This window comes from Mesorhizobium erdmanii (genome assembly GCF_013170725.1).
Classification (GTDB): Bacteria; Pseudomonadota; Alphaproteobacteria; order Rhizobiales; family Rhizobiaceae; genus Mesorhizobium; species Mesorhizobium erdmanii.
In genome coordinates this window covers 4266209-4289529 of record NZ_CP033361.1, presented here as the reverse complement: position 1 = coordinate 4289529, position 23321 = coordinate 4266209, and the positions used below count along the sequence as shown (strand labels likewise).

Here is a 23321-nt window from a genome sequence, read left to right as displayed (position 1 = left end):
AATAACAAAGGGTGGAGACGATGGTGGATTTTCCGATCGAGGTCGTGCGTGGAAAATTTCCAGCGCTTTCGCTGACCGACAAGGGCCGCCGCCGCATCTATCTCGACAATCCCGCCGGCACGCAGGTGCCGCAGGCCGTCGCCGATGCGGTGTCGCGCTGCCTGCTCACCACCAATGCCAATCTCGGGGGCTTTTTCGAAACGACGATCGCCGCTCAAGCCGTCGTCGACGAGGCGCATCAGGCGATGGCCGATTTGCTTGGCGCCGCGAGCCCTCAGGAAATCATCATCGGCGCCAACATGACGACGCTGACCTATCATATGTCGCGTACGATTGGCCGCGCGCTAAAGCCTGGTGACGAGCTCATCCTCACCCGTATGGATCACGAGGGCAATGTCTCGCCCTGGTTGCAACTGGCCGAGGACCTTGGCCTGGTCGTGCGCTGGCTGCCTTTCGATGACAAGAGCTGGCAGGTCGAAGAGGCGACGCTGGCCGGGCTGCTGTCGGACAAGACACGGTTGGTCGCGTTGAATTATGCCTCGAACCTGACCGGTTCCATCAACCGGGTCAGGTCTCTGACCGCCATCGCCAAACAGGCCGGTGCGCTGGTTTATGTCGACGCCGTCCAGTTCGCGCCGCACGGCCTGATCGCCGTGCAGGAACTCGGCTGCGATTTCCTGATCTGCTCGGCCTACAAGTTCTTTGGCCCGCATATGGGCATAGTTTGGGGACGGCTAGATATCATCGATGGCCTGAAACCCTACAAATGCCGCTGCTCGTCCAACGGCTTGCCGGAACGCTTCGAGCTTGGCACGCCGCAGGTCGAACTGATGGCCGGCCTCACGGCGGCGGTCGACTATTTTGCCGAGCTTGGCGCGGCGGCGGGTGAGGGGGGTTCGCGCAGGCAGAAGATCGCCAGGGCGTTTGAAGTCTCCATCGCCTATGAAAACCCGCTGGCGCAAAGGCTGATCGACGGCCTGTCCGACATTCCGGGCCTGACCATCCACGGCATCACCGATCGCAAGCGGCTCAGCGATCGCGTGCCGACTGTTTCCTTCACGGTGGAAGGCATCGTTCCGGAGACGATCGTGCGCCAGATGAACGCCGAAAACATCTTCGTGTGGTCCGGCCACAACTACGCCTGGGAAATCGTTCATCAGCTCGGCATTCCAGCCGACGAGGGCGTCGTGCGCATCGGCATCGCGCACTACAACATGGCGGCTGAGATCGACGAGACGCTGGAAAGCGTGCATCGCGTCATCGCGATGCTCAGGCAACAGCGCTCGTGACACGAGCTTGACCTGTCATCTCGCCTTGCCACCGAACCCGGTGAGGAAGGCGGTGAGATTGTCGCCGAGTTCGTCGCAGAGATAGCCGCCTTCCTGGACGATGACCGTCGGCAGGCCGAGCTTGGCAATCGCCTCGCCAATGCGGGAGAATCCTGGCGTCGTCACCGAAAGCCCGCCGAACGGATCGCCTTCGAAGGCGTCGAGGCCAAGCGCTACGACCAGCGCGTCGGGCGAGAACGACCGGATGCGCTGGAACGCAACGCCGAGCGCTTCCAGAAATGCTGCGTCGGCGGATTTGCGCGGCAGTGGCAGGTTGAAATTATAGCCCAGGCCCGTGCCTTCGCCGCGCTCGTCGGCGTGGCCCCAGAAAAATGGGTAAAAGCGTACCGGATCGGCATGCAGCGAAACGGTGAGCACATCGGGCCGCGCATAAAAGATGCCTTGCGTGCCGTTGCCGTGGTGCAGGTCGACATCGAGGATGGCCACCCGCGCTGCCTGCTTGCGCAGCACCTGCGCCGCAACGGCCGAATTGTTGATGAAGCAGAAACCGCCGGCGACATCGGCAAAAGCATGATGGCCGGGCGGGCGGCACAGCGCATAGGCAGCCGGTGCGCCAGCCATCACCGTTTCCGCCGCCTCGACGGCGCTCCAGGCGCTCCATAGCGCGCTTTGCCAGGTTTCGCGCGAGATCGGGCAGGCTGTGTCGGCCATGTGGTAGCCGGCCTGGCCGACCGCGGAGGCGGGGTAGGAGCCGGTGCGAGCGATCGGATGGATATTGGGGATCACTTCCGCCGAGGCGCCATCGATGCGCTGCCAGCGCTCGAAAATGTGCTCGAGGAAGTCGAGATATTCGGGCGTATGCACGGCTGAGACTGGGCCGAGCCCGTGATCACGTGGCCGCTCTATCGGGCAGCCGGCGGATCTTGCGCCAGCCAACAATCGCTCGATACGCTCCGGTTTTTCCGGATTGGGCTGCGACGCACCGCTCGAAAGAAACGCCTTTGGGTCGTGCCGCTTCTGCTCCTCGGCGTAAAAGGCTTTCATCCTTGCTCCCCATTGTCCGACGTATCGGCGAAAGCGAAAAAGGCGTCGCCGATGATCTTTTGCGTCTGTTCGTAGCTTGACCAGGCAATGCCCAGTCTCTCGTAAAAGGCCTTGGCGCCGTCATTGTCGGTGTCGACCGACAGCCTGAGATAGACGCCGCCCTGTTTCCGGCACTCGGCTGCGACGCGCCGCAGCAGCCGCTCGCCGATCTTGCGGCCACGAAACCGGTCCTCGACATAGAGGTCCTGGACATAGACGCCGGGCCGTCCCATCCAGGTCGAAAAGATCGGGAAATGCAGGCACAGACCGGCGAATTCGCCGCCCACTTCGGCGATCAGGGTCGAGAAGGCAGGCTTTTCGCCAAAGCCGTAGGTCTTGAGATCCTCCACTGTCGAGATGATTTCCTCGGGCGCGCCGATGTGCGTGCCGAGTTTCAGGATCGCCGCGTGGATCGTTTCGACATCGTCGATCCGGCCGGGGCGGATGAGGACGTCATTGGATGTTGGTTTGATCACGGTCGTATCTCAGAACGCCACCCGGTCGCCACCCTTGAGCGCCAGCATGTCGCGTGCTTCGGCCGGCGTAGCAACCTCCAGCGACAGTCCATCGAGAATGCCACGGATGCGGCGCACCTGGTCGGCATTGGATTTCGCCAGCTGGCGGCCATCGTAGAGACTGTCTTCCAGCCCGACGCGGACATTGCCGCCCATGGCAGCGGCGATCGAGATCAGCGGCATCTGCTGGCGGCCGGCGGCCAGCACCGAGAACCGATAACTGTCGCCAAAGAGTTTGTCGGCGATGCGCTTCATGTGGATGAGATTGTCCGGGTCGGCGCCGATGCCGCCCAGAATGCCGAGCACGAACTGGATGAATAGCGGGCCCGAAACCAGCCCCCGGTCGCGGAAATGCGCCAGCGAATAGAGATGGCCGACATCGTAGCACTCAAATTCGAAGCGCGTGCCGCAGCCTTTGCCCAGTCTTTCCAGCACGCCTTCCATGTCGGCGAAGGTGTTCTTGAAGATGGCGTCGCGGGTGGCTTCGAGCAGTTTCGGTTCCCACTCGTGTTGCCATTCGCGTGGCTTATCCAGAATCGGGAACAGCGCGAAATTCATCGAGCCCATGTTGAGCGAGCACATTTCGGGCTCGGCGCGCAGCGGCGCCGCCAGCCGCTGGTCCAGCGTCATCAGCGAGGAACCGCCAGTGGTGATGTTGATCACCGCATCGGTCGCCTGCTTGATGCGCGGCAGGAACTGCATGAACACGTCCGGATCGGCCGTTGGCCGTCCGTCCTTGGGGTCGCGGGCGTGCAGATGCAGGATCGAGGCGCCGGCTTCGGCCGCCGCGATCGCGTCCGCCGCGATCTGGTCCGGCGTCACCGGCAGGTAGGGTGACATCGACGGCGTGTGCACCGAGCCGGTGACGGCGCAGGTGATGATGACTTTTCGCGGCGCCATCGCTCTAGCCACGACCTTCGACCGGCAGGTCGAGTTCGGCGGCCAGAACCTCCAGCGAGTCGCCGATGATGGAGACGATCTCGCCGACCTGTTCAGCCGTGACGATCATCGGCGGCGCCACCATGAAATTGTCGCCATCGACACCGCCCTTGACCCTGCGGCCATAGATGATCAGCCCGCGCTCATAGGCGAGGTCGAGCAGACGCTGCGTCGCCTTTTTGCTTTGCTCGATTGGCTTCAGCGTGTCGGGATCGGCAACCATTTCGGCACCGGTCAGCAGGCCCTTGCCGCGAACGTCGGCGATGAAGGGAAAACGCTTCGCCAGCCCCTTCAATCCGTCCATCAGCACGTCGCCCATGGCGGCGGCATTGGCGATCAGGTCGAGCCGGTCCATTTCGCCGAGCACGGCGAGCCCGGCGGCGCAGGCCAGCGGGTTGCCGGCATAGGTGTGGCCATGTTGGAAGCCACCGGAAGCAAGCAGCGGCTGCACCAGCCGCATCGGCGCGGCCAGTGCGCCGAGCGGCGCATAGCCCGACCCCAGTCCCTTCGACAGCGCGACGAGGTCGGGCTTGCAGTTCCAGTGGTCGCCGCCGAGGAACTTGCCGGTACGGCCGGCTCCGCTCATCACTTCGTCGTGGATGAGCAGGATGCCGTAGCGGTCGCAAATCTCGCGGATGCGCGCATAATAGCTGTCGGGCGCCACCAGCGCCGCCGTGGCAGCCCCACCTATCGGCTCCATGATGAAGGCGACGACGCTCTCCGGGCCTTCGGCCACAATTTTCTCCTCCAGCATGTCGGCGTAACGGATGCCGCGCTGCTCCATGGAAAGATTGTCGCGGTCGCGCCAGGCGGTCGGCGCGGGCACGGTCGGCATCACCCGCATCATCGGCGTGAAGGTTTCGGCCAGCGCGTCGTCGCCGGTGATCGACAGCGAACCCAGCGTGCCGCCATGATAGGAGGGGAAGCGGGCGATCACCTTCCAGCGGCTGGGCTGGCCGGTGGCCACGGCCCACTGCCTGGCCAGTTTGATGCAGGATTCCGTCGCTTCGGAGCCACCGGAGACAAAGAAGATGCGGTCCATGCCTTCCGGCAGTTTTTCAGCGAGTTTTCGGGCCAGCTCTTCGGCCGGTTCGTTCTCGAAATGCAGCCGGTAGGCGAAGGTGGCGCGGTCCATCTGCCGCTTCATGGCGTCGAGCACATTGCGGTTGGAATGGCCAATATTGGCGACCATCGGCCCGCTCGAACCGTCGATGAAACGTCGGCCGTCCTGCGTCCACATATAGATGCCTTCTGCGCGGTCGATCAGCGGCCGGCGCAGGCTGGAGAGGTAGAACAGATGCGATTCTCGGCGCGCCTCGGTGGCTTGAGCGGCGGTCTGGGTCTTCGACATGTCAGGACTTTCCAAGGTAACGATCAAGAACATTCTGGGTGACGCGTTCGACCATCGGGTCCTGTCTTAGCAGGCCGGCCACCCATTCGCAGCTTCCGGCATGGAACACCTCGCCTTTGCCACGCGGGAAATTGACGATCATGCCGTTGCCGCGTTTGACCTTTTCGAGATTGGCATCGCTCGCCTCGCCGAACAATGTCTCGGCGGTGAAGCGGCCATCCTCGTCGGTCAAAAACTGGTCCTCGACCGGAATGTCGGCGCTTTCTTCGACTTGGGATGCCATTCCGACAGCGAGAACCTGCAACCCATCTGGCGCCTCGCTGTCGGATGTGGGGTAAGGCAGGCCGCCGCGTATCTCGAAATCGAGCCCGTCGACCTCATAGCCGTAGACATGGCTGTCGGCGCCGAGCAGGTCGCCATAATAGATGCCGGTGCCGGCAAAGGCCCAATGCTCCGGCCGGTAGACCGGGAATCCGCGCACGCCGCGCGGTGCACAGCCGCCCCATCCGGCATAGACGCCGCGCGTCGCATTGAGCCCAAAAGTCGCCGAACCCGGCCGGCCGATCTCGGGCGCCTCCCAGGAGTTGGTGGCGCGGGTGACGTCGCCGCCGCGATAGGCCGGATCCTCGGCGCGGGCGCGGTATTTGTAGCAGACCTGCCGGCGGCCCTCGTCCTCCAGCCTGGTCTGCCACATGAAATTGCCGGCGAAACGCGCCGCATGGCCGCCGCGGGTCACATAGGTGTCGACCGCGTCGCGCATTTCCCACGTCCAGTATTCGTCATGGCCGACGAAGACGGCGCAGTCATAGCCGTCGAGAATGTCGGGAGAAAAATGCAGGTCGTGCTGGCTGGCGAGATCGACGCCATAGCCGGCCCGCTCGGCGAAGCGGAAGAAATGGCTGTCGTAGCTCGCCCAACCGGACGAGGCGTATTTCTTCGAATGGCCGGTGGCGAGCGCCCATTCCATATGCGGATAGCGCGGCACCGTCTTCGGCGGCACGGCGACTTCCAGCGGCACGCGCGGCGCGTCCCTGGGCAGCACGATGAAGCCACGGCACCAGGGCCGCTGCGTCGAGACAACAGGCGAATACTGGTTGCGGTCCGGCCCGGTGATGCCCTGATAGTGGTTGGAGCCGCCCCAGGTGTTGTAGGCTAGCCAGGTGCCCGTCGCTGCCACCTGCAACACACGGCCAGGCTTCTTGCCCGGCTGCGGGCTGACGATGATCAGATGATGGGATTGGATCGGCCTGCCGTCGCGTCCGTCGGCGGTGAGTGTCACCCGATAAGCCCCGGACGGCCAGTCGCCGCCGACGTGGAATTCGAACGAAGCCTCCCAGCCGCAGCCTTCGGCGGAGCACTGGTCCGGGCTGTCTTGCCAGCGGGACGCGACACCTGCCTTGTCGAACACCTTTGTCTCGGTGCCACCATCTCGGATGATTGTGATGTTGAAGGACGGTGCAGTCGAACTGACATGCAGCGTCACCGTTTCGCCGGCGCGATAGGAAAAGCGGTCGCTATAGCACCAGATCTCGCCGCGCTCGCCGTCCATGCCTGGCCACTCGTAATAGTGGCCGCGCACTGCGTGGCGGCGCTGCTCCGCTGTCAGGCCGAAATCCGGGAATTCTTTGGGTAATTGGGTCATCGTCTCACTCAGGCGGAAAGATATTTCTTGAGGAAAGTGCGGGTGCGCTCCTTCCGCGGCGTGCGGAAAATCTCGCCCGGCGGGCCTTCCTCGACGACCACGCCGCCATCCATGAACAGCACCCGGTCGGCGACTTCGCCGGCAAAGCGCATCTCATGCGTTACGATGAGCATGGTCATGTGTTCGGCGGCAAGCTGTTTCATCACCGCGTTGACCTCGTCGACCAGTTCGGGATCGAGAGCCGAGGTAGCCTCGTCGAAAAGCATCACCTTGGGCTGCATGGCCAACGCACGCGCGATAGCCACGCGCTGTTTCTGGCCGCCCGAAAGCCGCGACGGGTAGGCGTCGATCTTGTCAGCAAGCCCGACCTTGGACAACAAGCCAAGCGCCAAGGTCCGGGCTTCGGCTTTCGCCATGCCTTTGAGGATCACCGGTCCCATGGTGATGTTTTCGATGACGGTCAAATGCGGGAACAGGTTGAAGTGCTGGAACACCATGCCCATTTGCTGGCGCACCCTGTTGATGTGCCGCTCGAAGGCCTGGCCGTGCAGTGCCTGGTTGACCTGCACGCCGTCCAGCCAGACCTCACCGTCGTTCAACGTCTCGAGATGGTTGATGGAACGCAGCAACGTGCTCTTGCCGGAGCCGCTCGGCCCGATGATCGCTACGATCTGCCCACGGTCGACCGACAGGTCGATCCCCTTCAGGACATCGACGGCGCCGAAGGATTTGCGCGCGCCACGGACCTCGACCATTGGCCGTTGCATGCTCATCGGGAAACCTCCGCATGTCTTTCAAACCGATGCAAGGCCGCTTCGAGCACGAGGTTCAGGATGTAGTAGAGCGCGGCGGCCGTGATGTAGAATTCGAACGGGCGGAAGGTTTCGCTGATTGCCAGCTGTGCCGAATGGACCAGCTCCGCGATGCCGATGACGGAGACGATCGAGGACTCCTTCAAGAGCGCGATCAAATTGCTTCCGATCGGCGGCGCCGTGTTGCGGATGGCTTGCGGTATCACGACGTAGCGTAGCGTCCGCCACTTGCCGAAACCGATGCTGCGCGCGCCTTCCGTCTGCCCGGCATCGACCGCCACGATGCCGGCGCGGATGACATCGGCATTGTAGACGGCAAAGTGCAGGCCAAGCCCGATGATGCCGGCGGCCAGTGCCGGGATGTCGATGCCGACTTGGACCAGGCCAAAATAGATCAGGAAGAGCTGCAGCAGCAGCGGCGTTCCCATGAACACCCACATGAGGGCGCGCACCGGATAGGCGAGAATTGCCGGAGCATAGAGCACGATGACGGCAAACAGGATGCCGAAGGCGAAGCTGAGAACTCCCGCCGATACCGTCAGCACTGATGTCCACCAGGCACCGATCAGCAGGAGGTCCCAATAGGGCGCGACGACGGTGAAATCCAAGCCTTGCATTGTACTCCTCCGTCAGGCGATGGCGAAACGCTTGTCGAGCATGTCGACGATGCGGGCGACGGCATAGACCATAACCATGTAGAGCAGCGCCGCGACGCCGAAGATTTCGAAGGGCTTGTAGGTCGAGCCGATAAAGCGCTGGGCGGTGTAGGTGAGCTCCACCACCGAGATGGTCGAAACCAGCGCCGAACCTTTCAGCAGGGCGACGGTGTTGACGCCGAGCGGGCGGATCATCAGCCTGGCCGCTTGCGGCAGCACGACCTTGCGCAATGTCTGCAGCCGGCTGAAGCCGATCGTGCGGGCAGCTTCCGTCTGGCCCCGGTCGACCGCCACCACCGCGCCACGGATCGATTCCGCCATATAGGCGCCGATGTTGAGGCCAAGGCCGATGACACCAGCCGCGAATGGATCGAGGTTGATGCCGACCTGCGGCCCGCCGAAATACAGCACGAACAGCTGGATCAGGCAGGGCGTGCCGCGAAACAGGCTGACATAGACCGTGCCGACTGCGCGCAGGATCGCGGATCTCGACAACCGTGCAGCCGCCGCCAATGCCGCCGCAAACAGCCCCAGGACCAGGGCCAGCGCTGTGAGTTCCAGCGTCACCAGCGCGGCTTCCACGAAGAACGGGAAGACGCGGCTCATCAGGGATAAATCCATGGGACAGTCCAGGAGGAGTAGCGTTCTGGCCTCAGGCGGATTTGACCGCCTGAGGCCTAGAGGAAATCAGCGGATATCGCTGCCGACCCAGTGCTTGGAGATCTTCTCGTACGTGCCGTCGGCCATCATGCCGTCCAGTGCCTTCTGCATGGCGGCGTTGAGCTCGGGATTGTCTTTGCGGATGGCGATGCCGATAGCGACGCTGCCGCCTTCGATGTTGGGCGTGTCGAGCTTGCGGACTTTCTCGCCGGTTTCCTTGACGGCGACCATGACCGGGATGTTGTCGACGACGATGGCGTCGACGCGGCCGGCTTTCAGCTCCAGCAGCAGTTCCGGCAGGCCCTTGTAGGTGCGGACGTCCCAGCCACCCTGTCCGCGTGCCCATTTCTCATGCGTCTCGCCGAGCGTCACGCCAAGGGTCTTGCCCTTGAGGTCTTCGAGGCTCTGCACCTTGGAGTCCTGGTTCACGAAAACCGCGCGGCCGGCGTGGTAGTAGGGGCCTACGAAATCGACCACTTTCTCGCGCTCGGGCGTGATCGTCATCGAGCCCACGACGGTGTCGTATTTGTTGGCTAGCAGCCCGGCGATTATGCCATCCCAGGCCGTGGTGATGATGGTGCCCTTTACGCCGATGCGTTCGGCGATGGCCTTGCCGATATCGGCGTCGAAGCCGACGACCTCGTTCTGGTCGTTGACGAAGTTGAAGGGCGGGTACTGCCCGCTCATGGAGATCTTCAGTTCACCCGCCGCCTTGATCTTTTCGAGGTCGTCCGCCTTGGCCGAAGCGGTGGCGAAGGTCGATGCGAGCAGCAGCGCCGCGACCGCGATGCGGGAAAATATCTTGTTCATCAGGATTCCTCTGGATGGAGCGCGAAGGCTTGTTCTTGGGAGGCGTTGGGGCGCTCTCCTGATGGCAAGGATTGCCTTTGCGGGAGCATTGCGCAAATAGATAATGGGAATAGGGAGCATAGATATCAGGAATGGCTTTGCCTCGCCCCGAACGGCTGGTCTGGGATCTGGACTGGAACCTGCTACGAACCTTCGTCGTCATCGCGGAAGTGAAGAGCATCACCCGCGCCGCCGAGCGGCTCAACCTCAAGCAGCCCAGCGTCAGCAACGCCTTGCGGCGCCTGGAGGACCGGGTCGGCCGGCGGCTGGTCGAGCGCGACGCGACGCGTTTCGAGCTGACCGAGGTCGGGCGGCTGATCTATGAGCAGAGCGTCGAGGTGTTTGGCTCGATATCGCAGCTGCCGCTGTTGATGCGCGGCATCAGCGACGACGTCACCGGCCACGTCATGATCGCCACGGCAAGCCATGTCGTCTCGCCGCTGTTCGATCGGGCGCTGGCGGAGTTTCATCGTAATTATCCGCGCGCCAGCATCACCATCTCGGTCGCGGCAAGCACGGAAGTGGCCAAGCAGGTGCGGGATCGCCGCGCCTCTTTCGGCATCTGCCTGGTCAGCCAGCGCGATGCGGCGTTGGACTACGCGATGGTCTACCGCGAATTCTTTGGCTTTTTCTGCGGCCCGCAGCACAGGTTTTACGGAAAAACCGGACTGACGCTCGCCGATCTGCGCGGCGAGCCATCGGTGTCCTTTCAGACAGACCATATTTCGGACGCGCTGCGGCCGGTGGCGTTGCTGCGCAGCGAGGCCAGGCTGAACGCCGATGTCGTCGGCGTGTCCTCCAGCCTGGAAGAGGTCCGGCGCATGATTGTCGCCGGGCTCGGCATCGGGCCGCTGCCGCTGCATGTGGCGCGACGTGACGTGGCGGACGGAATGCTGTGGCGGCTCCCGCCTTATGATGCGCCTCCGGCCATCGACATCTTCCTGCTCACCAACCCCGAAAAAGCGATGAACCGGGCCGAGAAGGCGCTACTGTCGGGGCTGCAGGCGCTAATCGACGAGACGCCGCTCGAAGACCGCATCTACGTCAGCTGATCGATCGAAGCCCGCTCATTCGATCAGGAATGCTGCCGCGCGGTTGCGCATCGGCTCGTCCAGCGCCACCGATGCCCGCGCGACGAGATCGAAGCGTACGCTGGTGGTCCGGCTCGATGCATGGACGATGCCGTCGAGCGATCCCGACATCACCTGTTCGAAGCTGACCGAGGTGCGGCCGATCTTTACCACATGCGAGCGGATGGTGAGGAGCGAGCCGGCTTTGGTTTCATGCCGATAGTCGATCTCGGTGCGCACGTCGGCCCATCCGGTCTGCGCGCCCTGGGCGCCGTCCTGTCCGGCGATATGGCCGAGAATCTGGAAGCTGGCATCGTCGAACATCGCCGCGTAATGGCGCACGTTCATGTGTCCCATCACATCGCACATCCACGGGTGCGCGACACCGACGAAGCTGACGAGGGATTTGCTCATTGGAGATTCCGCGGAGGTTCCGCGCCTTCGTTGAAGATCACCAGACGCCATATCGAAATGCGCGGCGACAGGCAAACAAGCTACTCGAGCCTTGTATTCGTTAGCCGCGCCCTTGGCCGCCTTCCGCAAACCGACTATCTCTTGGAAGGCGGCACTTCCGCCACGGGGACAGGCATGCTCAGAGTGCAAAAGGTCAAGGTCGACGATATCTACGTGCCGACGGCGCGCAAGAAGACATTGCATCCCGAGACCGTGCGCCATCTCGCGGAAGACATTCTGGAGAACGGCATGAAGACCCCGATCCAGGTCCGCCACGACGGCAAGCGTCATATCCTCGTCGAAGGCCTGCACCGGCTGGAAGCAGCCAAGTGGCTCGGCGAGACCGAGATAGATGCCTATCTCGTGCAAGCCAAGCGCCACTGACGCGGGCTCGGTTGCGGTTCTCCCAGCACACAGCCTCCTGAGTTTTGCCGGCCATATTTTTCTTCTGATATGTCGGGTTGCGTTCTGTCGGCTCGTCCTTGGGGCGGAAGCCAGATCAAACCGAGGAGACCACCGTGGCCACCAAGCTCGACATCGCCCCCGCCAATGACCGCGAACTGGTTGTTGCCCGCATCATCGATGCGCCGCGAGAGAACGTCTATCGCTGTTGGACCGACCCAAAGCTGGTCACGCAATGGTTCTCGCCAAAGCCGTGGACGACCCCGCGGGCCGAGATGGATGTTCGCACTGGCGGCTCGAGCCTTGTCGTCATGGCCGGCCCCGACGGCAATGAGTTTCCCAACCCCGGCGTCTTCCTGGAAGTCATTGCGGGCGAGAAGATCGTCTTCACCGATGCCTATACGCAGGCGTGGGAACCCTCGGAAAAGCCGTTCATGACCGGCGTGCTGACCTTCGAGGACGCAGGCGAGGGCAAGACACGCTACGTCGCGCGCGTCCGCCACTGGAGCGTCGCCGATCGCGAACAGCACGAGGCGATGGGCTTTCACGCGGGCTGGGGCCAGTGCACCGACCAGCTCGAAAACCTCGCCAAAACGCTTTGATGCGGGACTGCCTGGACGACGACCGCGCCGAGGCTCAGGAAACCTTGGCGCGGCGGGGCTGCCTCAGATGCTTGATGCCGCTCATCTCGACGAAGTTCGTCGCTGACTCCCAGAGATAATCACCATAGAGAAATGGTTCGAAAGCCTCGGCGCTGCTCATTGGCAGCGGCGCGATCTCGGCGTCGACGCGCGGTTCATAGAAAAACGGGATCGAAAACCGAATTGTCTTCGGCGCGATCACCCGGTGCCGCGTCGCCCGCACACCCCCGCCTGTCCAGCGCTCCAGCAACTGGCCGAAATTGACCGCCAGCGTGCCGTTGGCGGGCGGCACGTCGATCCATTCGCCGGCGAGGTTTTTTGCCTGCAAGCCCTCGACGCCGTCTTGCGCCAGCAAGGTGACGAAACCGGAATCGGCATGTTCGCGGCCGATGATGGCGCGTGTCTCGCCCTTGTGGATCACCGAGAAGTCAGGCCCGCTGATGTCGACGCCGGCATTGGCGTCGCGCAGGGGATAGCGGATCAGGCGCAGCGTCGAGATGCCATGCTCGAAATAGGGATCGAAGATCGTTTCCGGCAGGCCAAGCCCGCGTGCGATCGACCGCATCAGCGCATTGCCGACCGTCTCCATCGCGCGATAATAGTCGGCCGCTGCCGCGCGCCAGCCGGGCAAGGCATCTTCTGTCGGCAAGGGCGTCGGTTCGCAAAGCGGATCGTCCGAGCCTGAAATACCTGCCGTGTCGGCAATGTCCGGCCCCATGTCGATGCCTTCCTTGTAGGAAACGGCTTTCGGCTGCAGCGGAAACCAGCCGCGATAGACGTTTTTCCTGGTGCGATCGAAATTCCAGCGCAGCAATTTCTGCTTCTCGGTGTCGGGAAGGGCGAAGATGCGCAGCAATCGCCCCCTGTTGTCCGGCGTCAGCCAGGCGTCGCCGGGAAAATCGCGGACCGCCATGAAGCCGATCCCCGATGCGGCGGCCATGATCCGGGCGTCGGTGCGGTCGCGGGCGGGCGAGGGCGGCCCGAACAGATCCGCGATGCCGATGGTCTCGATGTCTTGCGTCATGCTTTTCAAGTCCACCACATCACCGTAATCGATGGCAGTGTATCAAAGCTTTTCAATTGACCCTGTCGGTCGCGCGACTACCTTGACGCTGATTTCCTCTATCTGTGGATCGGGACAATGGCCAGACATCAAGGCGGCTGCCTGTGCGGAGCGGTGCGCTATAGCGCCGACGCGCCGCCCATCAACGAACGCATCTGCCACTGCCGGCTTTGCCAGAAGGCGATCGGCGCCGCCTTCAACGCGCGCGTACTGTTTCGCATCGATGACGTGACGATCGAGGGGCCGTTGGCGACCGTGAACACCTCGCCCGATCTCAAGCGCGGTTTTTGCCCAAGCTGCGGTACCACGATGTTTTCGCGGCGCGATTCGGCCGGCATCATCGGCATCACCACCGGCTCGCTTGACGATCCCTCGGGCTTCAAGCCGCAAATGCACATTTTCACGGCGTCGAAGCAGCCTTGGTTGGTGCTCGATGATGGCCTGCCGCAATATGAAGGCGCTCCACCAGCCTAGTTAGGTCCTCCTTTCTTCCACAAGAGGAGAAGGGAGGGTGAGACCATGACCAAAATTTAGTCCCAAACGACACGCGATAGCCGGCAAAACGTCATTGGCGGGCCATTATTGTCTTCCTATCTATGCTGCGCGGGCCGGCATTCGAGGAGACGACGGATGAACGACAGCATCAGCACCTTGGACGAGCTTTTGAACGACCCGATGGTCCTGCTTGTGATGGAGCGCGACCGCGTGCGTCCGGAACAGGTGCGCATGCTGCTCGAACGGGCTCGCAAGCCGGCCGTCGAGGAGCCTGTTGTTCCGCCCGCGCATGTGATTGCCAGGACCTGCCAGAAGCTCTGGCTGTGCCCGTAATCGCTTTGCGGTTTTTCCTCCATGGGAACTCGGAGCCGGCCCTGTGGCCCGGTCTTGAAGTGTGGGGATCCGGCGCGACGGCGCGGGAGCTTACAAATCCGTAAATTGATTATCCGGTCCACGACGGTATGGCTTGCCCGGGACCGACCGGTCTCTCCATCACAAGTTCGATCCCTCACACACGGAACCTGACATGGCTGACATCTGCACCCAGGGCGTGGACACGGGGTTTGTCGGCCTGGGATTTGCCAAGGTCGCCTTTCTTGGCCTGGTGCAGGGCATCACCGAGTTGCTTCCGATTTCCTCGACCGCCCATATGCGCATCGTGCCGGCGGTGCTCGGTTGGCAGGATCCGGGCTCTGCCTTCTCCGCCGCCATGCAGCTTGCCGCCCTTGCCGCGGTCGTGAGCTATTTCTGGGGCGATGTCAGGGATATCCTGTTCGGTTCGCTCAATGCTCTCACGCGGCGCGATTTCGCCGACCGCCATTTTCGGCTGGCTTCCTGGATCGTGCTGGCGACGATCCCGATCGTCATTGCCGGCGTGACGCTGTCAGGCGTTCTCAACGCCTGCAATTCGCCGCTGCGCAGCCTGAGTGTGATCGGCTGGTCCTGCATCGTCATGGCGATCCTGCTGGCGCTGGCCGAGATTTTCGCCCGCCACAAGCGCACCATCGCGGAAGCATCGCTAGCCGACGCGCTGCTCGTCGGTGTCGCCCAGATCGGTGCGCTGATCCCCGGCGTCTCGCGCTCGGGCTCGACCTTGACGGCGGCGCTTGGGCTCGGCTTCAAGCGCGCCGAGGCGGCGCGCTTCTCGTTCCTGCTCGGCCTGCCGGCGATCGCGCTGGCCGGCCTCAAGGAACTGTGGGAACTGCACAAAATTCATCTCGACAGCCATGGCTGGTCGGTTCTCGCCACCGGGTTGGTCGTCGCCTCGATCTCCGCCTTCTTCGCCATCTGGGGGCTGATGCGCGTGCTGGAGCGCTTCTCTGCCTGGCCCTTCGTCATCTATCGCGGCCTGCTTGGCGTCGTCCTGTTGCTCGGCGTGGCGATGGGATGGCTTGCCTAGCCTGGCTCGATCGGGCCTCGGTGTTGCGCGGCTGCCACCCGCAACGTGCATAAGTCAGTCCGCGAAGATGTGATCGGTAGGGTTGATTGACACGGGAAGATAACAGCCCTTAACGTTCTGTTAATAAAACAGATGGGTGGGGCCGGATGGCATCCTCGATGGGTTGGCGCCGCAGGGCGAAGGGGCTGGGGCTGGCGGTCGCCTTGACCGCTTTCTGTTCGGTGGCAGCCTATGCCGCGCCGGCTTCCATGGTTGTCGGCGGCTCGACCTCCCAGCCGATCGGCCATTATGATTTTTGCAAGATCCATGTCGCCGAATGCTCGATCCGTTCGCCCGACAGCGTACCGGAACGGCTGACAGCCAAGCTTCTGCACGAGATCTCAGCCGTAAATCTCTCGGTCAACACGCGCGTCAAGCCGATGAGCGACATGGACAATTACGGCAAGGACGAGTGGTGGGCCTATCCGGACAACGGTTTTGGCGACTGCGAGGACTACGCGCTGGAAAAGCGGCGTGAGCTCAACGGCCTCGGCATTGCGGTCGCCAATCTTTTGATGACCGTGGTCCGCAAACCGGACGGCGAAGGTCACGCCGTGCTCACGGTGCGCACCGACAAGGGCGACTTCATCCTCGACAATCTCGTCGACAAGGTCCGCCTCTGGAACCAGACGCCCTATCGCTATCTGAAAAGACAGGCGAGCGACAACACCGGGCACTGGGTTTCCATCCTTGGCGGTGACGAACAGCTGGTCAGCGCCGTCAAATAGTCTCGCCCGGCTTGCCGTGCCTGACCGCGGATTGCGACCCGCGCCTGTTCCAGCCCGGTCTTCGACAATGCCGGGTGGCGATGCTATCCACGGCGGCTCGTTGGAACTGGCAATCTGGTAGGCGCATGGATTTTCTGACGCTTTTCAACTCCGCGCCGCTGCTGCTGGGCCTGGTCAAAGCCGCCTTGCCGCAGGCCGTCGCCTCCACGATGGCGTTCGGCCAATGGTTCGTGTCGCTGCCGCCGTGCCGCGACTTTGCCTTCGAGGCAAGCAGCTACCTCGTCTGCGAGGTCGATCCGAAGCTCTATTCGATCGAATTGTTCTGGAAGGACGCGGCCGGCAAGCCCTTTCAATCGCTGCATAATCTCGACAATGTCCAGCGCGCGGCTGGCCGCACCATGCTGTTTGCCATCAATGCCGGCATGTACCATCCCGACCTCAGGCCGGTCGGCCTCTATGTTGAACGCGGCCAGGAAATGGCCGGGGTGAAAACGGGATCGGGAAGCGGCAATTTTTCGCTGCAGCCGAATGGCATCTTCTACATCGGCGGCGGCAAGGCCGCGGTCCGGGCGACCAGGGACTTCGTCCGGAAGCGGCCGCCCATCGACTATGCCACCCAATCCGGCCCGATGCTGGTGATCGACGGCGAGCTTCATCCGAAATTCCAGTCCGACGGCACCTCGCGCAAGAGCCGCGATGGCGTCGGGGTGCGCAAGGATGGTGTCGCGGTCTTTGCCATTTCGAACGGCACGGTGAATTTCCATGCATTCGCCCGACTGTTCCGCGATGCGCTCGGCTGCGACAATGCGCTGTTTCTCGACGGCACGATATCCAGCCTGTTCGCGCCCGCGATCGGGCGCAACGACGACTACTGGAATCTGGGACCGATGATCGGCGTGTTCAGGAAGCGCGGCTAGGCTGGCGCTTGGCGCGGAGCTTGAGAACGATCACGGCGACGATGATCGCCGCAATGGCTGCAATCGCCGCTATCCCGAAAAAACTGGTCACATCGAGCTCCGGGATGCTGCCGGCGCCCTTGGCCACCAGCCATCCCGGCGACAGCACGGCTGGGGCCCAGATGATCGCCGACAGGATGTTGGCGATCTGGAAGCGGCGCCGGTGCATGCCCATCATGCCCGCGACCAGCGGTACGGTGGCGCGGACCGGGCCGAAGAAGCGGCCGACGAAAACCGCAGCAAAACCATAGCGATGAAAGAACAGCCGCGCCCTGGCGACCTCGCGGCGATAGCGCCTGAGCGGCCATTTATGGACGACGCCGCGCCCCAGCCATCTGCCCAGGAAATAGGAGACGGTGTCGCCCAGTGCCGCCCCGATCATCGCTGCCAGAAGAACCGGCAAAGGCTGGACGATGCCGGCGCCCACCAGGCCACCGACGATGATGAGCACCGTGGTGCCGGGCAACAGGATGCCGACCAGCACCAATGACTCGCCAAAGGCCAGCAGGCCGACGACGAGACCGGCCCACGCCTGATGGTTCTCGATGAAAGAAACGCTCTGGTCGATGAACGACTGCACGCGAGCTCCCTGATAAAAGGCGTTCCTCAGCTGCCGCTGTCGAGCAGGCTTCTGAGGTCGTCGAGCTTGTCATTGACGAGCCAGCCGTAATAATTCTCGACCGGCAGTTTGCGGCCCTTGCCGCCGGCCAGCGCCGCCGCCCGCTGCCGGGGCTGGCCGACATTGTAGAGGGTCGCGGTGATGCCGGGATTGCCCGAGATATCGAAGCCCTGTTCCTTGTAGGCGTCGATGGCGTCGCGCACGATGGCGGCGATGTAGACGATGCTGCGGTCAGGATCCATGACGTCGCGATAGATCGCCTGCGGGTGATCCGGCGTCAGCCTGTCGTAGCCGCTTACACGGTTGACGAGATCGGTCACCTCCAGCGCGGTCAGCGGGCTGATTTGGCCAAGGCCGAATGTCTGGCCGGCGAAGAAGGGTTGGAAGAAGGCCTGCTGGAAGGTCATCGCCTCGTAGGTGACGCCGTCGACAGTCTTGCCGCGGAAATGCTCGACCCACACCCGGTCTCGGCAGCTCCACAAGGCGGCACTGTCCTTGGCCTCGGCGCAGGCCGCGAATTCCGGGCGCTGGACGAAGGTCTGCACCGGCACGCCCTTGTAGCGGAAGGCGAAGTCGAGGCCTGAATAGGACAGCGCCTTCACATAATAGGTCTGGACCGAGCCGACGGCCGTTACATTGTAGGTGTGTTCGCCGACCAGCGCGCCGACGATATGGATGGGGTCGATATCGTAGGCCGCGGCCACCTGCTTGATATGCGCCACCAGTTTCTTCTCGCGCTTCAACAGCGCCACGATCTTCTCGTACTTTTCCGCGTAGGTGGTCTTGAAGGCGCGGGTTCGCGTCGCCGATGCATCCGGGATCGGCGGCTGCGTCTGCGAGCGATTGCCAGGAGGAACGACGGTCAGCGCGCTGGCATGCACGGTCTCGGCCAGGAGCGCGCCGCCGCAGCAGAGGGCCGCGAGCAGGGGGACTAGAAGAAACCGCTGCAACGCAATCATCGCTCGCCTTTTTGGGAATCGTGGAGAGTGCCGACGGCAACCGCCGCATACCGTTCTCAACAGTCACATCATGGCACTGTCAAGGCTGAGCCGGCCCGCGTTGGCGAATGCCTGAAAACGGGTCACAGTCATGGTAAAAAACTGATTCAAACTTTATTGGTAATTTCTCGTTCATAATTGGGCTGGTTGTCCGTCGGCCGTCGCCTTCGGTCTGTTGTGTTTGAGTACAGGTCCAGATGCGGTTACCAGGCGTCATCAGTTTCGTGATCGCATCGCTGTGCCTTGCCGGCTGTTCGTCGACATCCGGCATGGACGCGCTCGACATGCAGAAGCCGTCGAACGAAACCACCAGTTCGGTGGTGCGGCCAAGCGCGCCGGTCGCATCCGTTTCGACGGCCAAGGCCAGCAATGCGCGCAGACGGGCCGCGCCGGTCGACGACGCCCCCCGGCCTTTCAGCCTCGCGGAGGAAGAGACGGTGGCGTTTCCGGCGCCCGACCTGCCTGTCACCGCCGAGCCGCCGGTCGCCGAGGAGGCGGTCATCGAGCCGGCAGCCCTGGTCTCGCCGCCAAAGCTGCTGTCGCGGGCGGCGCCGCCGATGCTGGCCGGACCGGTGACGCGCTACGGTTTTCGCGATGCCAAGCCGATCGATTTCGGTCGCTCCTCGCCAAGGCATCTTGCCGTGCACGGCGTTGACGTATCGCGCTGGCAAGGTGACGTGAATTGGCAGAAGCTGCGCGCCCAGGGCGCCAACTTCGCCTACATCAAGGCGACCGATGGCGGCGACCATCTCGATCCGATGTTCATGAAAAACTGGCGCAATGCCGATGCGGCCGGGCTGAAGCGCGGCGCCTATCATTTCTTCTACTGGTGCCGCACCGCCGGCGAACAGGCCGACTGGTTCATCCGCAACGTGCCCAAGGTCGATGGCGCCTTGCCGCCGGTGATCGACGTCGAATGGAACGGCGACTCCTCCTGCCAGCGGCGCCCGTCGCGTGAAAAGGTGCTGGAGAAGATGCAGGTGTTCATGGACAAGCTGGAGCGCCACTACGGCCAGCGTCCGATCATCTACACCGCGCCCGATTTCTATCGCGACAACCTCCAGGGCGCTTTCCCAGACTACCCGTTCTGGCTGCGCGCCGTGGCGAGGCATCCGTCGAAGGTCTATCCCGGCCGCAAATGGCTGTTCTGGCAGTATTCCGGCTCCGGCCTGTCGCATGGCGTGACCGGTCGCATCGACCTCAACGTCTTCCATGGCGACGAGCGGCAATGGCGTGCCTGGGCAGGGGCGGGCGGCCGCCAGATGATGGCCGACGCGGATTAGGGCTCGCTTCGCCCTTCGTGCTGGTTCCTGCCGCCTACTGGAGCTGGTTGCTCCCGCCATTTCTGTCCTCGCTCAGCCGCAGCCTTCTCCGCAACGCCATGATCTCGGCAATCGCGGCATCGATCATGGTGAGAAGTGTAAGCGTATCGTGCTGGGTTGGATCGGCTCGGACGTAGGCGAGCTGGTTGACGATATCGTCCTCGGGTTCGTCGCTCATGTCCGCTTTCCGGTTGCTATCTTCCAGACAGTCTCATTCGACCCGATCCGACGTCAAATTGCATCTATATCACTTCGTCGTGTGGCTGGCCGCCGCACGCCCCCATCCAGCAACTATGATCGCCAAACCTATCTTGGGTGACGGCGACGCGATTCGTCGAAGGTGGCAAAGGCAAGGAACGCCGAGAATGCCGAGAAGGTAAGCAGCACTGCGGTGACAACCATCAGGTCGTAGGTCGACATCTTCATTCTCCCTTGGGTAATAGCCAAGGAGACAGCACTGGCGATGTGTACGCGTTGATCTGGATCAACTGATCTGTCGTGCAGGCCGCTCGGTTGGTTCAGTTCGAACGGTGTGTCCCGTCATGCCCATCGAAAAACAGCGGAAGCTGACGGAGCTTAGGGGGCATGTCACCCCTTCCTCGCTACCTCTGCGTGCTGGCTGCTTCGCTCGAGGATCAGGTCGAGACCTCGTCGATCATCGCTTCGATGTTGTAGCCATTGGGATCAAGCACGAAGCGGGCGTAATAATTCTGAGCACAATCCGGACGCGGGCCGGGAGAGCCATTTTCCGCGGCACCCGCTTCAAGTGCTGCCCGATAGAAGGCATCGCAGGCGGCGGTCGCTGTCGCCGGTGTCGGACTGGATGCTCAAAGAACAGCGACAACGTGAAGTGTCACGACAGCTGCCCCCCGGGGCTCACCGACCGGTCTCCGCACCGACCTGCGTCCGGGCATATTGCCTTCACAATGGCGGAAGAGGATTTTGCGAGGCGCGGTTCTCTACGGCGCTTGAGATCTTCGGAGGACAAAATGCGGTTCGGCAGCGGAAGATTTTGGCTCATCGGCGCAGCGGCGGTCTGCCTGTCGGCATTCCTGTTGCCCGCGACCCTCATCGCATCGGGTTTGAAAGACTCGACCGCCGACACACTCGATCGCTGTCTGAATGATCCGGCCAATGGCTCGACCGCAGGCCAAACCGAATGCGAGGCGGCGGCAACCGATGAGTATGATCGCCGCATGAATGCCGCCTATGCGACGCTCATGCACGAATTGCCGCGCGAGGCGGCACAACAGCTGCGCCTGTCGCAACGCGCCTGGCTCGCTTTTCGTGACGCCGAGGCGAAGGCGCGCGACGCGCTCTATGAAACGAGGCAAGGCACGATGTACGTGCCGATGCAGGCCGCCGACACGACCAATGTCATCCGCGATCGGGCGCTTCTGCTGGAAGGCTATGTCCGTGTCATGGCGATCGATGAGTAAAGGGTGGCTGCTTATGCTGCCTGGCCGGTCACATCTAGACTTTGCGAAGCGTCGAGGCGCACTCGGGCGAAAGGTCGCCGAAATCCGCAATATTCCTGCGATCACCTTCGAATACAAAGTCGGCGGCAAGACATTTCACGGCTCGCGCTATAGCGCAAAGGAGAATTTGGGCAACTTCGAAGTCAACGAAACGCTTGCCCAATTTCCGACCGGCGCCGATGTGACCGTCTTCTACAATCCGGCCGATCCGAGCAAGGTCGTGATCGAGCGCACTTTGCCCGAAGACGAGCCCGCGCCGTCGCGCCCGCCTATCGACAAATGCGTCTAGGGAAAACTGGCCGATAAGGCGATCGGCCTTGCCGCCTGGGCACAGCACTGCGAATTCGGCTCTCGCCAGATCCATTTCGAATTCGCCATGAAATACAGCGATGGCGGCGCGGCCGATCCTCTGGTCGAGGCCTTCAATATCAATCAGGCGAAAGCGCTACTCCGGCTGTTGCTGGAAAACACCGACAAGGCTGTCGGCGCCCGCTGCGTACTGACGCCCTACACCGAGGGCAAAGTGCCCGCCAGCGTCAAGCGCTACACATTCAGCCCCAACGCCGCCTATGCCAGGGAGTTGCAGGCGCTCGCCAACGACGAGGTTCCCGAACCACCTTGCGGCGAGTGGGGTGAAATGCCTGACGGCATCTAGTATTTCGGGGTGCCGGCGGGCGAGGGGCGCAAGGTGCTGTTTGTGCGTGTCGGCCAGGACGAGCCGTTGTTTGATGAGCAGACGCTAAGGGTGTTTCCGGCGGATAGACGTCGGGATTACTTCGCGTGACGCGAAGGGTGACTCGTTGATTTCATCTAACCGTGTGAAGCCATTGACGGAAAGTCCCTGACCTCAACGTTATCACTTTGAGCAATATCGATAGCTCTTTGATAAGCGACACGCTTCTCATCATCGAAAACTTTGTCCCCAAAAACGCAAAGAGCCTCCTCTACGATCTTTACTAGGGCCAAAAATTCTTGGCGTTCTGAATGATAGTTCCTTTTGAGATGACGAAGATAAAAGTGCCTGAAGCCTTTAAGTTTGAATCCTATAGGCGAGCGATCTTCCATCGCCAGTATCAGGGTTAGGAAATCATCGACACGGCGGTAAACGCTTGGCGAATCTACCCGCACATATTCAAGGCTGTCGGACTGCTCGTAGTAGATGGCACATGGCCGATAGCTGCCGATCGTACCTGTCCTATCTATGTTTCCCATAGCGTTAGTTCACCACATTTGTCGTCGGTAGCGCTCCGCAAAATTTACGGGCAAGTTCGGCGAGTCACTGTCCGCTTCGACAAACTCCCAATGTGTAACAACACCGATTGCGCCGTTGGCTACCTTCGAGCATTTTCCTACCGGACGGCCCTGAGGATAGTCGAGCCGTACGTATGTTACATGCACTATGTCCTCTGGCACGTGTGACGGCTTGATCACGCAGCCGAGATTTGGATCATACACGAAGAATATGGCGGGCTTTGATACGAAAGCGTAAAAATCAAACCCCTTGTCATCGTTCCCTGCAGGACGCTTGATACCACGGAAGCAGGCGTGTGCGCCAAGCAGTGAGGAGAGTTTGTGTGCTTCCGCTGTTTTTCCCCATTTTGATAACGCGTTGTTCACAGGCGGTATCTCGCCTAACACAACACTCCAGAGATCCAGAAGCGGCTGCTTCCTGCCAAGTTCCAAGGCCTTACGGGCGTCATGTTGAGCAACCCGATAAACGACGTTGTCTGTTTTTTCGAAAGGTGATCTGCCGATAACTGCAGAGGGAATGTCAAGCCACCGGGCGGGCGCTTGCCCGCCCCCATCAATTAAACGAAAGGTGTGAGGTGACTTGTCCATGGTCGAATTCCTCGTCGACCTGG

Annotated in this window: 29 protein-coding genes and 1 pseudogene; 13 read left to right on the top strand and 17 right to left on the bottom strand. The window is 62.2% G+C overall.

Annotated features, from left to right (window positions below; all coding sequences use genetic code 11):
• Positions 1–20 precede the first annotated feature (20 nt).
• Positions 21–1289 (top strand): cysteine desulfurase-like protein, encoded by a 1269-nt coding sequence (locus tag EB233_RS20910; protein ID WP_064991525.1) that lies wholly within the window; start codon positions 21–23, stop codon positions 1287–1289.
• Between the two features lie 15 nt (positions 1290–1304).
• Here EB233_RS20910 and EB233_RS20905 read toward each other — a convergent pair whose 3' ends face one another.
• From EB233_RS20905 to EB233_RS20865, 9 genes are all read right to left on the bottom strand, one after another.
• Entirely contained in the window at positions 1305–2333 is a 1029-nt protein-coding gene (locus EB233_RS20905) for a histone deacetylase family protein (protein WP_064991524.1), read from the bottom strand.
• Complete coding sequence (locus EB233_RS20900) at positions 2330–2845, bottom strand: GNAT family N-acetyltransferase (protein WP_064991662.1); 516 nt, start codon at positions 2843–2845, stop codon at positions 2330–2332. The genes EB233_RS20905 and EB233_RS20900 overlap by 4 nt, the downstream gene beginning before the upstream one ends.
• A gap of 12 nt (positions 2846–2857) precedes the next feature.
• The gene (kce, locus tag EB233_RS20895) at positions 2858–3787 is read right to left on the bottom strand and encodes a 3,5-dioxohexanoate:acetyl-CoA acetone transferase (RefSeq protein WP_064991523.1); all 930 of its coding nucleotides are present in this window, start codon (positions 3785–3787) and stop codon (positions 2858–2860) included.
• 4 nt (positions 3788–3791) lie between these two features.
• On the bottom strand, positions 3792–5177 hold the full coding sequence (locus tag EB233_RS20890; RefSeq protein ID WP_027051663.1) for an aminotransferase family protein: 1386 nt from the start codon (positions 5175–5177) through the stop codon (positions 3792–3794).
• A gap of 1 nt (position 5178) precedes the next feature.
• Positions 5179–6819, bottom strand: coding sequence for a N,N-dimethylformamidase beta subunit family domain-containing protein (locus tag EB233_RS20885; RefSeq protein ID WP_064991522.1), 1641 nt, complete (start codon positions 6817–6819; stop codon positions 5179–5181).
• 8 nt (positions 6820–6827) lie between these two features.
• Positions 6828–7592 (bottom strand): amino acid ABC transporter ATP-binding protein, encoded by a 765-nt coding sequence (locus EB233_RS20880; protein ID WP_064991521.1) that lies wholly within the window; start codon positions 7590–7592, stop codon positions 6828–6830.
• Positions 7589–8248 (bottom strand): amino acid ABC transporter permease, encoded by a 660-nt coding sequence (locus EB233_RS20875; RefSeq protein WP_064991520.1) that lies wholly within the window; start codon positions 8246–8248, stop codon positions 7589–7591. Before EB233_RS20875 ends, EB233_RS20880 begins: the two co-directional genes overlap by 4 nt.
• 12 nt (positions 8249–8260) lie before the next feature.
• Positions 8261–8908 (bottom strand): amino acid ABC transporter permease, encoded by a 648-nt coding sequence (locus EB233_RS20870; RefSeq protein WP_064991519.1) that lies wholly within the window; start codon positions 8906–8908, stop codon positions 8261–8263.
• A gap of 66 nt (positions 8909–8974) precedes the next feature.
• Positions 8975–9757, bottom strand: coding sequence for an ABC transporter substrate-binding protein (locus EB233_RS20865; protein ID WP_064991518.1), 783 nt, complete (start codon positions 9755–9757; stop codon positions 8975–8977).
• Positions 9758–9888: 131 nt separating this feature from the next.
• Here EB233_RS20865 and EB233_RS20860 point away from each other — a divergent pair, with 131 nt between their 5' ends.
• Entirely contained in the window at positions 9889–10848 is a 960-nt protein-coding gene (locus tag EB233_RS20860; protein WP_064991517.1) for a LysR family transcriptional regulator, read from the top strand.
• Positions 10849–10863: 15 nt separating this feature from the next.
• On the opposite strand, the gene EB233_RS20855 is transcribed toward EB233_RS20860, so the two are convergent.
• On the bottom strand, positions 10864–11280 hold the full coding sequence (locus tag EB233_RS20855; protein WP_064991516.1) for an acyl-CoA thioesterase: 417 nt from the start codon (positions 11278–11280) through the stop codon (positions 10864–10866).
• A 174-nt stretch (positions 11281–11454) separates the two neighbouring features.
• Here EB233_RS20855 and EB233_RS20850 point away from each other — a divergent pair, with 174 nt between their 5' ends.
• Positions 11455–11703 (top strand): ParB N-terminal domain-containing protein, encoded by a 249-nt coding sequence (locus tag EB233_RS20850; protein ID WP_008875526.1) that lies wholly within the window; start codon positions 11455–11457, stop codon positions 11701–11703.
• Between the two features lie 134 nt (positions 11704–11837).
• Positions 11838–12323: an SRPBCC family protein gene (locus EB233_RS20845; RefSeq protein WP_064991661.1), complete on the top strand. Its 486-nt coding sequence runs from the start codon at positions 11838–11840 to the stop codon at positions 12321–12323.
• Between the two features lie 34 nt (positions 12324–12357).
• Here EB233_RS20845 and EB233_RS20840 read toward each other — a convergent pair whose 3' ends face one another.
• Complete coding sequence (locus EB233_RS20840; RefSeq protein ID WP_064991515.1) at positions 12358–13386, bottom strand: isopenicillin N synthase family dioxygenase; 1029 nt, start codon at positions 13384–13386, stop codon at positions 12358–12360.
• Between the two features lie 117 nt (positions 13387–13503).
• Here EB233_RS20840 and EB233_RS20835 point away from each other — a divergent pair, with 117 nt between their 5' ends.
• The 5 genes from EB233_RS20835 (at position 13504) to EB233_RS20815 (ending at position 17003) form a co-directional block, all read left to right on the top strand.
• Positions 13504–13899, top strand: coding sequence for a GFA family protein (locus EB233_RS20835; protein ID WP_064991514.1), 396 nt, complete (start codon positions 13504–13506; stop codon positions 13897–13899).
• Positions 13900–14055: 156 nt separating this feature from the next.
• Complete coding sequence (locus tag EB233_RS20830) at positions 14056–14253, top strand: hypothetical protein (RefSeq protein WP_064991513.1); 198 nt, start codon at positions 14056–14058, stop codon at positions 14251–14253.
• Positions 14254–14446: 193 nt separating this feature from the next.
• Positions 14447–15319, top strand: coding sequence for an undecaprenyl-diphosphate phosphatase (locus tag EB233_RS20825; protein ID WP_064991512.1), 873 nt, complete (start codon positions 14447–14449; stop codon positions 15317–15319).
• A 146-nt stretch (positions 15320–15465) separates the two neighbouring features.
• Positions 15466–16086, top strand: coding sequence for a transglutaminase-like cysteine peptidase (locus EB233_RS20820; protein WP_064991511.1), 621 nt, complete (start codon positions 15466–15468; stop codon positions 16084–16086).
• Positions 16087–16211: 125 nt separating this feature from the next.
• Entirely contained in the window at positions 16212–17003 is a 792-nt protein-coding gene (locus tag EB233_RS20815; RefSeq protein ID WP_064991510.1) for a phosphodiester glycosidase family protein, read from the top strand.
• Here EB233_RS20815 and EB233_RS20810 read toward each other — a convergent pair.
• Positions 16987–17622, bottom strand: a complete 636-nt coding sequence (locus EB233_RS20810) for a DedA family protein (protein WP_064991509.1) — start codon at positions 17620–17622, stop codon at positions 16987–16989. The genes EB233_RS20815 and EB233_RS20810 overlap by 17 nt on opposite strands.
• 26 nt (positions 17623–17648) lie before the next feature.
• Positions 17649–18611 (bottom strand): DUF1402 family protein, encoded by a 963-nt coding sequence (locus tag EB233_RS20805; protein WP_425487737.1) that lies wholly within the window; start codon positions 18609–18611, stop codon positions 17649–17651.
• 245 nt (positions 18612–18856) lie between these two features.
• Between EB233_RS20805 and EB233_RS20800 the strand changes: the two genes are divergently transcribed.
• Positions 18857–19942, top strand: coding sequence for a glycoside hydrolase family 25 protein (locus EB233_RS20800; protein ID WP_064991508.1), 1086 nt, complete (start codon positions 18857–18859; stop codon positions 19940–19942).
• Positions 19943–19976: 34 nt separating this feature from the next.
• Here the strand turns inward: EB233_RS20800 and EB233_RS20795 are convergent, their stop codons facing one another.
• Positions 19977–20159 carry a hypothetical protein gene (locus EB233_RS20795; RefSeq protein ID WP_027051681.1) on the bottom strand — a complete coding sequence of 61 codons (183 nt, stop codon included), beginning with the start codon at positions 20157–20159 and terminating at the stop codon, positions 19977–19979.
• A gap of 457 nt (positions 20160–20616) precedes the next feature.
• Positions 20617–20778 (bottom strand): annotated as a pseudogene (locus EB233_RS31855) (VOC family protein); the annotation flags it as partial.
• A gap of 192 nt (positions 20779–20970) precedes the next feature.
• Between EB233_RS31855 and EB233_RS20790 the strand changes: the two are divergent.
• From EB233_RS20790 to EB233_RS20780, 3 genes are all read left to right on the top strand, one after another.
• Positions 20971–21420: a lysozyme inhibitor LprI family protein gene (locus EB233_RS20790; protein WP_064991507.1), complete on the top strand. Its 450-nt coding sequence runs from the start codon at positions 20971–20973 to the stop codon at positions 21418–21420.
• The gene (locus EB233_RS20785) at positions 21398–21748 is read left to right on the top strand and encodes a DUF3592 domain-containing protein (RefSeq protein WP_244277797.1); all 351 of its coding nucleotides are present in this window, start codon (positions 21398–21400) and stop codon (positions 21746–21748) included. Before EB233_RS20790 ends, EB233_RS20785 begins: the two co-directional genes overlap by 23 nt.
• A gap of 87 nt (positions 21749–21835) precedes the next feature.
• On the top strand, positions 21836–22114 hold the full coding sequence (locus EB233_RS20780) for a hypothetical protein (RefSeq protein WP_171892191.1): 279 nt from the start codon (positions 21836–21838) through the stop codon (positions 22112–22114).
• A 155-nt stretch (positions 22115–22269) separates the two neighbouring features.
• Here EB233_RS20780 and EB233_RS20775 read toward each other — a convergent pair whose 3' ends face one another.
• The gene (locus tag EB233_RS20775) at positions 22270–22671 is read right to left on the bottom strand and encodes a hypothetical protein (RefSeq protein ID WP_064991506.1); all 402 of its coding nucleotides are present in this window, start codon (positions 22669–22671) and stop codon (positions 22270–22272) included.
• Between the two features lie 9 nt (positions 22672–22680).
• Positions 22681–23298: a hypothetical protein gene (locus tag EB233_RS20770; protein WP_155765437.1), complete on the bottom strand. Its 618-nt coding sequence runs from the start codon at positions 23296–23298 to the stop codon at positions 22681–22683.
• Positions 23299–23321: the final 23 nt, after the last annotated feature.

What these genes read in the sequence shown, in the direction of transcription:
- EB233_RS20910 (WP_064991525.1), top strand. Translation starts at nt 21, where the DNA reads ATGGTGGATTTTCCGATCGAGGTCGTGCGTGGAAAATTTCCAGCGCTT.
- EB233_RS20905 (WP_064991524.1), bottom strand. Translation starts at nt 2,333, where the DNA reads ATGAAAGCCTTTTACGCCGAGGAGCAGAAGCGGCACGACCCAAAGGCG.
- kce (WP_064991523.1), bottom strand. Translation starts at nt 3,787, where the DNA reads ATGGCGCCGCGAAAAGTCATCATCACCTGCGCCGTCACCGGCTCGGTG.
- EB233_RS20890 (WP_027051663.1), bottom strand. Translation starts at nt 5,177, where the DNA reads ATGTCGAAGACCCAGACCGCCGCTCAAGCCACCGAGGCGCGCCGAGAA.
- EB233_RS20885 (WP_064991522.1), bottom strand. Translation starts at nt 6,819, where the DNA reads ATGACCCAATTACCCAAAGAATTCCCGGATTTCGGCCTGACAGCGGAG.
- EB233_RS20880 (WP_064991521.1), bottom strand. Translation starts at nt 7,592, where the DNA reads ATGAGCATGCAACGGCCAATGGTCGAGGTCCGTGGCGCGCGCAAATCC.
- EB233_RS20875 (WP_064991520.1), bottom strand. Translation starts at nt 8,248, where the DNA reads ATGCAAGGCTTGGATTTCACCGTCGTCGCGCCCTATTGGGACCTCCTG.
- EB233_RS20870 (WP_064991519.1), bottom strand. Translation starts at nt 8,908, where the DNA reads ATGGATTTATCCCTGATGAGCCGCGTCTTCCCGTTCTTCGTGGAAGCC.
- EB233_RS20865 (WP_064991518.1), bottom strand. Translation starts at nt 9,757, where the DNA reads ATGAACAAGATATTTTCCCGCATCGCGGTCGCGGCGCTGCTGCTCGCA.
- EB233_RS20860 (WP_064991517.1), top strand. Translation starts at nt 9,889, where the DNA reads ATGGCTTTGCCTCGCCCCGAACGGCTGGTCTGGGATCTGGACTGGAAC.
- EB233_RS20855 (WP_064991516.1), bottom strand. Translation starts at nt 11,280, where the DNA reads ATGAGCAAATCCCTCGTCAGCTTCGTCGGTGTCGCGCACCCGTGGATG.
- EB233_RS20850 (WP_008875526.1), top strand. Translation starts at nt 11,455, where the DNA reads ATGCTCAGAGTGCAAAAGGTCAAGGTCGACGATATCTACGTGCCGACG.
- EB233_RS20840 (WP_064991515.1), bottom strand. Translation starts at nt 13,386, where the DNA reads ATGACGCAAGACATCGAGACCATCGGCATCGCGGATCTGTTCGGGCCG.
- EB233_RS20835 (WP_064991514.1), top strand. Translation starts at nt 13,504, where the DNA reads ATGGCCAGACATCAAGGCGGCTGCCTGTGCGGAGCGGTGCGCTATAGC.
- EB233_RS20830 (WP_064991513.1), top strand. Translation starts at nt 14,056, where the DNA reads ATGAACGACAGCATCAGCACCTTGGACGAGCTTTTGAACGACCCGATG.
- EB233_RS20825 (WP_064991512.1), top strand. Translation starts at nt 14,447, where the DNA reads ATGGCTGACATCTGCACCCAGGGCGTGGACACGGGGTTTGTCGGCCTG.
- EB233_RS20820 (WP_064991511.1), top strand. Translation starts at nt 15,466, where the DNA reads ATGGCATCCTCGATGGGTTGGCGCCGCAGGGCGAAGGGGCTGGGGCTG.
- EB233_RS20815 (WP_064991510.1), top strand. Translation starts at nt 16,212, where the DNA reads ATGGATTTTCTGACGCTTTTCAACTCCGCGCCGCTGCTGCTGGGCCTG.
- EB233_RS20800 (WP_064991508.1), top strand. Translation starts at nt 18,857, where the DNA reads ATGCGGTTACCAGGCGTCATCAGTTTCGTGATCGCATCGCTGTGCCTT.
- EB233_RS20795 (WP_027051681.1), bottom strand. Translation starts at nt 20,159, where the DNA reads ATGAGCGACGAACCCGAGGACGATATCGTCAACCAGCTCGCCTACGTC.
- EB233_RS20790 (WP_064991507.1), top strand. Translation starts at nt 20,971, where the DNA reads ATGCGGTTCGGCAGCGGAAGATTTTGGCTCATCGGCGCAGCGGCGGTC.
- EB233_RS20780 (WP_171892191.1), top strand. Translation starts at nt 21,836, where the DNA reads ATGAAATACAGCGATGGCGGCGCGGCCGATCCTCTGGTCGAGGCCTTC.
- EB233_RS20775 (WP_064991506.1), bottom strand. Translation starts at nt 22,671, where the DNA reads ATGGGAAACATAGATAGGACAGGTACGATCGGCAGCTATCGGCCATGT.
- EB233_RS20770 (WP_155765437.1), bottom strand. Translation starts at nt 23,298, where the DNA reads ATGGACAAGTCACCTCACACCTTTCGTTTAATTGATGGGGGCGGGCAA.